General features: G+C 63.8%; 6 protein-coding genes. 2 read left to right on the top strand and 4 right to left on the bottom strand.

Annotation, left to right across the window (positions count from 1 at the left end; genetic code table 11):
- Positions 1-249, top strand: a 249-nt coding sequence (locus AC30PD_RS15665) for a hypothetical protein (protein WP_489536592.1), incomplete at its 5' end; no start/stop codon positions are given.
- Here the strand turns inward: AC30PD_RS15665 and fusA are convergent.
- From fusA to rpsL, 3 genes are all read right to left on the bottom strand, one after another.
- Entirely contained in the window at positions 192-2,294 is a 2,103-nt protein-coding gene (gene fusA / locus AC30PD_RS15660; RefSeq protein WP_489536591.1) for an elongation factor G, read from the bottom strand. The genes AC30PD_RS15665 and fusA overlap by 58 nt on opposite strands.
- Before the next feature lie 89 nt (positions 2,295-2,383).
- Positions 2,384-2,854 carry a 30S ribosomal protein S7 gene (gene rpsG, locus AC30PD_RS15655; RefSeq protein ID WP_489536590.1) on the bottom strand — a complete coding sequence of 157 codons (471 nt, stop codon included), beginning with the start codon at positions 2,852-2,854 and terminating at the stop codon, positions 2,384-2,386.
- 140 nt (positions 2,855-2,994) lie between these two features.
- Complete coding sequence (rpsL, locus tag AC30PD_RS15650) at positions 2,995-3,372, bottom strand: 30S ribosomal protein S12 (protein WP_047493174.1); 378 nt, start codon at positions 3,370-3,372, stop codon at positions 2,995-2,997.
- 266 nt (positions 3,373-3,638) lie between these two features.
- On the opposite strand from rpsL, the gene AC30PD_RS15645 reads away from it, so the two are divergent.
- On the top strand, positions 3,639-4,085 hold the full coding sequence (locus AC30PD_RS15645; protein WP_489536589.1) for a PIN domain-containing protein: 447 nt from the start codon (positions 3,639-3,641) through the stop codon (positions 4,083-4,085).
- A gap of 87 nt (positions 4,086-4,172) precedes the next feature.
- Here AC30PD_RS15645 and AC30PD_RS15640 read toward each other — a convergent pair.
- Positions 4,173-6,475, bottom strand: a 2,303-nt coding sequence (locus tag AC30PD_RS15640) for a DNA-directed RNA polymerase subunit beta' (protein WP_489536588.1), incomplete at its 5' end; no start/stop codon positions are given.

The following is a 6,475-nucleotide window of genomic DNA, read 5'->3' as shown; positions in this document are numbered from 1 at the left end:
CGTTCACGTGCGGCTTGGTGCGCTCAAATTTGCCTTTTGCCATTTCATGTTCTCCTGAGAGTAAAGAGCATTGCCAGTGAGGTGTTTAAGGTTTCCGACGAGGTGTTGATCCGTTTGCCACTGGCAGCAAACGGCGCCTCAAAGAAGACCGCCAAAGAGAAGGGCTCGCGCAGCGAGTCCCGCTCTCGTGTTTATTTCCCGCGCGCGGTGATGATCGCGTCGGCCACGTTCTTCGGAGCTTCGCTGTAGTGCTTGAACTCCATCGTGTACGTGGCGCGGCCTTGCGACATCGAGCGCAGCGTGGTGGAGTAGCCGAACATTTCCGACAGCGGCACTTCGGCCTTGATGACCTTGCCGCCGCCGGGCATGTCGTCCATGCCCTGCACCATGCCGCGACGGGACGACAGGTCGCCCATCACGTTGCCGGCGTAGTCTTCGGGCGTCTCGACTTCCACGGCCATCATCGGCTCGAGGATCACCGGGTTGGCCTTGCGGCAACCGTCCTTGAAGCCGAGCGACGCGGCCATCTTGAACGCGTTTTCGTTCGAGTCGACCTCGTGGTACGAACCGAAGGTCAGCGTGACCTTCACGTCGACCACCGGGTAACCGGCGAGCACACCGTTCGGCAGCGAATCTTCCACACCCTTCTTGACCGCGGGAATGAATTCCTTCGGCACCACGCCACCCTTGGTCGCGTCGACGAACTCGAAGCCCTTGCCCGGCTCTTGCGGTTCGATCTTCAGCACGACGTGGCCGTACTGGCCCTTGCCGCCCGACTGGCGCACGAACTTGCCTTCGATGTCGGACACGTTCTTGCGGATCGTCTCGCGGTAGGCCACCTGCGGCTTGCCGACGTTGGCTTCCACGCCGAACTCGCGCTTCATGCGGTCGACGATGATTTCGAGGTGCAGCTCGCCCATGCCCGAGATGATGGTCTGGCCCGACTCTTCATCGGTGCGCACGCGGAACGACGGGTCTTCCTGGGCCAGGCGGCCCAGTGCAATACCCATCTTTTCCTGGTCGGGCTTGGTCTTGGGCTCGACAGCCTGCGAGATCACCGGCTCGGGGAAGATCATCTTCTCGAGCGTGATGATCGAGTCCGGGTCGCACAGGGTTTCGCCCGTGGTCACTTCTTTCAGGCCCACGCAGGCGGCAATGTCGCCCGCCAGAATTTCCTTGATCTCTTCGCGCTGGTTGGCATGCATCTGCAAGATGCGGCCGATGCGTTCCTTCTTGCCACGAATCGGGTTGAAGACCGAGTCGCCCGACTTCAGCACGCCCGAATACACGCGCACGAACGTGAGCTGGCCGACGTACGGGTCGGTCATCAGCTTGAACGCGAGCGCGGCGAACTTCTCTTCGTCGGTGCGCTGACGCACGACGGGCTTGTCGTCGTCGTCGGTGCCCGGCACCGGCGGAATGTCGGCCGGCGACGGCATGAAGTCGACCACGCCATCGAGCATGCGCTGCACGCCCTTGTTCTTGAAGGCCGAGCCGCAGAACATGGGCTGGATCTCAGCGGCGATCGTGCGCGTGCGGATGGCGAGCTTGATCTCGTCCTCGGTCAGGTCGCCCGTCTCGAGGTACTTGTTCATCATGTCTTCGCTCGATTCGGCGGCGGCCTCGAGCATCTTCTCGCGCCACTTCTTGGCCTCTTCGAGCAGTTCGGCCGGGATCTCGCGGTAGTCGAACTTCATGCCTTGCGAGGCCTCGTCCCAGATGATCGCCTTCATCTTGATCAGGTCGATCACGCCGGTGAAACCTTCTTCGGCACCGATGGGGATCACGATGGGCACCGGGTTCGCGTTCAGGCGAACCTTCATCTGCTCGACGACCTTGTAGAAGTTCGCGCCGGTGCGGTCCATCTTGTTGACGAACGCCAGGCGCGGCACCTTGTACTTGTTGGCCTGACGCCAGACCGTTTCCGACTGCGGCTGCACGCCACCCACGGCGCAGTACACCATGCAGGCGCCGTCGAGCACGCGCATCGAGCGCTCGACTTCAATCGTGAAGTCGACGTGCCCGGGGGTGTCGATGATGTTGATGCGGTGCTCGGGATAGCCCAGCTCCATGCCCTTCCAGAAGCAGGTGGTCGCAGCCGACGTGATCGTGATGCCACGCTCCTGCTCCTGCTCCATCCAGTCCATGGTGGCCGCGCCATCGTGCACTTCACCGATCTTGTGGTTCACACCGGTGTAGAACAGGATGCGCTCGGTGGTCGTGGTCTTGCCGGCGTCGATGTGCGCCGAGATACCGATATTGCGATAGCGCTCGATGGGGGTCTTGCGGGCCATGATGGCACTCCAAAGGACTTGACAAATACACGGGCCGCTCGCGGGTTCGTGAAAACCCGAAGAGCGGCCGGAGACAGCGGGTTTTCTGCTTAGAAGCGGAAGTGCGAGAACGCCTTGTTGGCTTCAGCCATGCGGTGCACTTCGTCGCGCTTCTTCATCGCGCCGCCGCGGCCTTCGACGGCCTCGAGCAGCTCGTTGGCGAGGCGCTGGGCCATCGACTTCTCGCCGCGCTTGCGGGCCGATTCCTTGAGCCAGCGCATGGCCAGCGCCACACGGCGCACGGGGCGAACTTCCACGGGAACCTGGTAGTTCGCACCGCCCACGCGGCGTGACTTCACTTCGACCATCGGCTTGATGTTGTTCAGCGCAACGACGAAGATCTCGAGCGGGTCCTTGCCCGACTTCTTTTCCACCTGCTCGAGCGCACCGTAGATGATGCGTTCTGCGATGGCCTTCTTGCCGGACTCCATGATCACGTTCATGAACTTCGACAGATCGACCGAGCCGAACTTCGGATCGGGGAGGATGTCCCGTTTGGGGACTTCGCGACGACGAGGCATTTCTCTTCCTTTTGCTTCAGTTGGCAAGTGCTTTCGCAACTGCCGCGGACAACCCATGTGGGGCCATCCAACTTACTCGGCAAGCCGGGAGACTTGCCGAACATGACCACAGCCCGAAGGCCGGGTCGCTGGTGCGGCTGTTAAGCCTTCTTGGGGCGCTTGGCGCCGTACTTGGAACGCGACTGCTTGCGGTCTTTCACGCCTTGCAGGTCGAGCGAGCCACGCACGATGTGGTAACGCACACCGGGCAAGTCCTTCACGCGGCCGCCGCGCACGAGCACGACGCTGTGCTCCTGCAGGTTGTGGCCTTCGCCGCCGATGTAGGAAATGATTTCGAAGCCGTTGGTCAGGCGAACCTTGGCGACCTTGCGGAGCGCGGAGTTCGGCTTCTTCGGCGTCGTGGTGTACACCCGCGTGCACACGCCGCGCCGCTGGGGGCCGCCCTGCAGTGCCGGCGACTTGGACTTCGTGATCTCGGTCTCGCGACCGTGACGCACGAGCTGGTTGATGGTAGGCATTGGTAACTTGTTCCCGTTTGAAGTCACTTGGCTTTCGGCGGCACGGGCCGGTTGGGCCCAGTTCTTCGCCTGCAACTCTGGGAAAAGCACACCTGAACGGAAAGCGTGATTCCGTCGGGTTGCCCAGCAAAGAGCGCAGCAATGTCTGCCGAAAAGCCTTCTATTGTATGCCGACGCCTTGAACGCTGCAAGCCACGCCCTTGCCGGCCCGCACAAGGCGCCGCGGGTGCTACCGTTGCACGCCCTGCCCGCCCCTGCCCAGCCCGATGAGCCACCTTCCGCAGATCGCCGTGCTCGACACCAACGTCGTCCTCGACTGCTGGCTCTTCGGCAACACACAATGCACTGCGCTGCAGCGAGCGCTCACAACGGGCACCTTGCGCTGGGTCGCGACCGCAGAGATGCGCGATGAACTGCAGCATGTGCTCGCCCGCGGCCACCTGGACCGCTGGCACCCCGATCTACCGCAGCTGGCGTCGACATGGGGCCGCTACTGCGTCGAAGTGCCTGTGCCCGCACCGGCCGGCCCCACCACGCGCTTGCGTTGCACCGACACCGACGACCAGAAGTTCATCGACCTCGCGTTGACGTGCGGCGCGCAGTGGCTGCTGAGCCGCGACAAAGCCGTGTTGAAGCTCGCGCGCAAGGCGCAACCACGCGGCCTGACCATCCAGACGCCGCTCGACTGGTCGGCCGCAAACGCCGCGGCTTGAGCCAGGCGCGTCGGCGCAAGCGCCGGGCTCACTCCGCAGACCAAAAAAAGGCGGCCCGCAGGCCGCCTTTCGGTGCGAGACGAACGCTTATTCAGCTGCGTCGCTCGCCGCGTCGACCTGTGCCAACTGCACGGCCGCCAGTTCTTCGGCTTCCTGCATCACGATCGCCTTGCGCTCGGCGTCGTCCATGGCTTCCTTGGTCTTGCGCGCGTCGTGGAACGCCATGCCGGTGCCCGCGGGGATCAGGCGGCCGACGATGACGTTTTCCTTCAGGCCACGCAGCTCGTCGCGCTTGCCCATGATGGCAGCCTCGGTGAGCACACGCGTGGTTTCCTGGAACGAGGCCGCCGAGATGAAGCTGTCGGTCGACAGCGACGCCTTGGTGATGCCCATCAGCACATCGCTGTGCGTGGCGGGCAACTTGCCTTCGGCCAGGGCCTTGTCGTTGCGGCCCAGCAGTTCGGAACGCTCGACCTGTTCGCCCAGGATGTAGCCGGTCTCGCCCGGGTTGACGATCTGAACGCGGCGCAACATCTGGCGAACGATCACCTCGATGTGCTTGTCGTTGATCTTCACGCCCTGCAAGCGGTAAACGTCCTGCACTTCGTCGACGATGTAACGCGCCAGTTCCTCGATGCCCAGCAGGCGCAGGATGTCCTGCGGGTCGGCCGGGCCGTCGACCACCGACTCGCCCTTGTTGACCACCTGGCCTTCGTGGACCACGATGTTCTTTTCCTTGGGCACCAGCTCTTCGTAGACCTTGCCTTCCGGGTCGGTGATCTGCAGGCGGACCTTGCCCTTCGTTTCCTTGCCGAACGACACCGTGCCGGTCATCTCGGCCAGCGTGCCCTTGTCTTTCGGCGTGCGGGCTTCGAACAGCTCGGCCACCCGCGGCAAGCCGCCGGTGATGTCGCGCGTCTTCTGGCCTTCGACCGGGATGCGTGCGAGCACTTCGCCCGGCATCAGGTCTTGCCCGTCGCGGATCTGAACCAGCGAGCCCACCTGGAAGCTGATCGTCACCGAGTGGTCGGTGCCGGGGATCTTCACTTCGTTGCCGGCCACGTCGAGCAGCTTGACCTGCGGGCGCACCACCTTGGTGGCGCCGCGGCGCTTCGGGTCGATCACGACGAGCGTGGACAAGCCCGTCACTTCGTCGAGCTGCTTGGCGACCGTCACGCCTTCTTCGACGTTCTCGAACTTCGCCTTGCCGGCGAACTCGGTGATGATCGGGCGGGTCAGCGGATCCCAGTTCGCGAGCACCGTGCCGGCCTTGACCTGCTGGTCGGGCTTGATGCTCAGCAGTGCACCGTAAGGCACCTTGTGGCGCTCACGCTCGCGGCCGTGCTGGTCGGAGATGATGATCTCGCCTGAACGCGAGATCACCACCAGTTCGCCCTTGCCGTTGGTCACGTAGCGCATGGTCGCGTTGAAGCCGATGTGGCCTTCGCTCTTCGCGTCGACGCTCGAAGCCACCGCCGCACGCGACGCCGCACCACCGATGTGGAAGGTGCGCATCGTGAGCTGCGTGCCCGGCTCACCGATCGATTGGGCGGCGATCACGCCGATCGCTTCGCCCACGTTGATCAGGCCGCCACGACCCAGGTCGCGGCCGTAGCACTTGGCGCAGATGCCGAAGCGTGTGCCGCAGGTCAGCGCGGTGCGAACCTTGACCTCGTCGACACCCGCCGTCTCCAGCATGTCGAGCACGTCTTCGTCGAGCATTTCGCCGGCACCGAGCAGTTGCTCCTGCGTTTCCGGGTGCTGCACTTCGATCGCGGTCACGCGGCCGAGCACGCGGTCACGCAGCGACTCGATCACTTCGCCGCCTTCGACCAGCGCGCGCATGTTCATGCCGTTCTGCGTGCCGCAGTCTTCTTCGATCACGACCAGATCCTGCGTCACGTCGACCAGGCGGCGCGTCAGGTAGCCCGAGTTCGCGGTCTTCAGCGCCGTGTCCGCCAGGCCCTTTCGGGCGCCGTGGGTGGAGATGAAGTACTGCAGAACGTTCAGGCCTTCGCGGAAGTTCGCGGTGATCGGCGTTTCGATGATCGAGCCGTCCGGCTTGGCCATCAGGCCGCGCATGCCGGCCAGCTGGCGGATCTGCGCGGCGGAGCCGCGCGCGCCGGAGTCGGCCATCATGTAGATGGAGTTGAACGACTCCTGGTCGACTTCCTTGCCGTGGCGGTCCTGCACCTTCTGCTTGGCGAGCTGGGCCATCATGACCTTGCCCACTTCGTCACCGGTCTTGCCCCAGATGTCGACGACCTTGTTGTAGCGCTCGCCGGCCGTCACGAGACCCGAGACGTACTGCTGCTCGATCTCCTTGACTTCCTTCTCGGCGCGCTCGATCAGGCCGTGCTTTTCCTTCGGCACGAGCATGTCGTCCACGG

The sequence above is a fragment of the Rhizobacter sp. genome (assembly GCF_032229685.1).
Lineage (GTDB): Bacteria > Pseudomonadota > Gammaproteobacteria > Burkholderiales > Burkholderiaceae_C > LMDS01.
This window is presented reverse-complemented; position numbering and strand designations above follow the sequence as displayed.

Excerpts from the sequence above, each read along its gene's own strand:
- fusA (WP_489536591.1), bottom strand. The coding sequence starts at position 2,294 with ATGGCCCGCAAGACCCCCATCGAGCGCTATCGCAATATCGGTATCTCG.
- rpsG (WP_489536590.1), bottom strand. The coding sequence starts at position 2,854 with ATGCCTCGTCGTCGCGAAGTCCCCAAACGGGACATCCTCCCCGATCCG.
- rpsL (WP_047493174.1), bottom strand. The coding sequence starts at position 3,372 with ATGCCTACCATCAACCAGCTCGTGCGTCACGGTCGCGAGACCGAGATC.
- AC30PD_RS15645 (WP_489536589.1), top strand. The coding sequence starts at position 3,639 with ATGAGCCACCTTCCGCAGATCGCCGTGCTCGACACCAACGTCGTCCTC.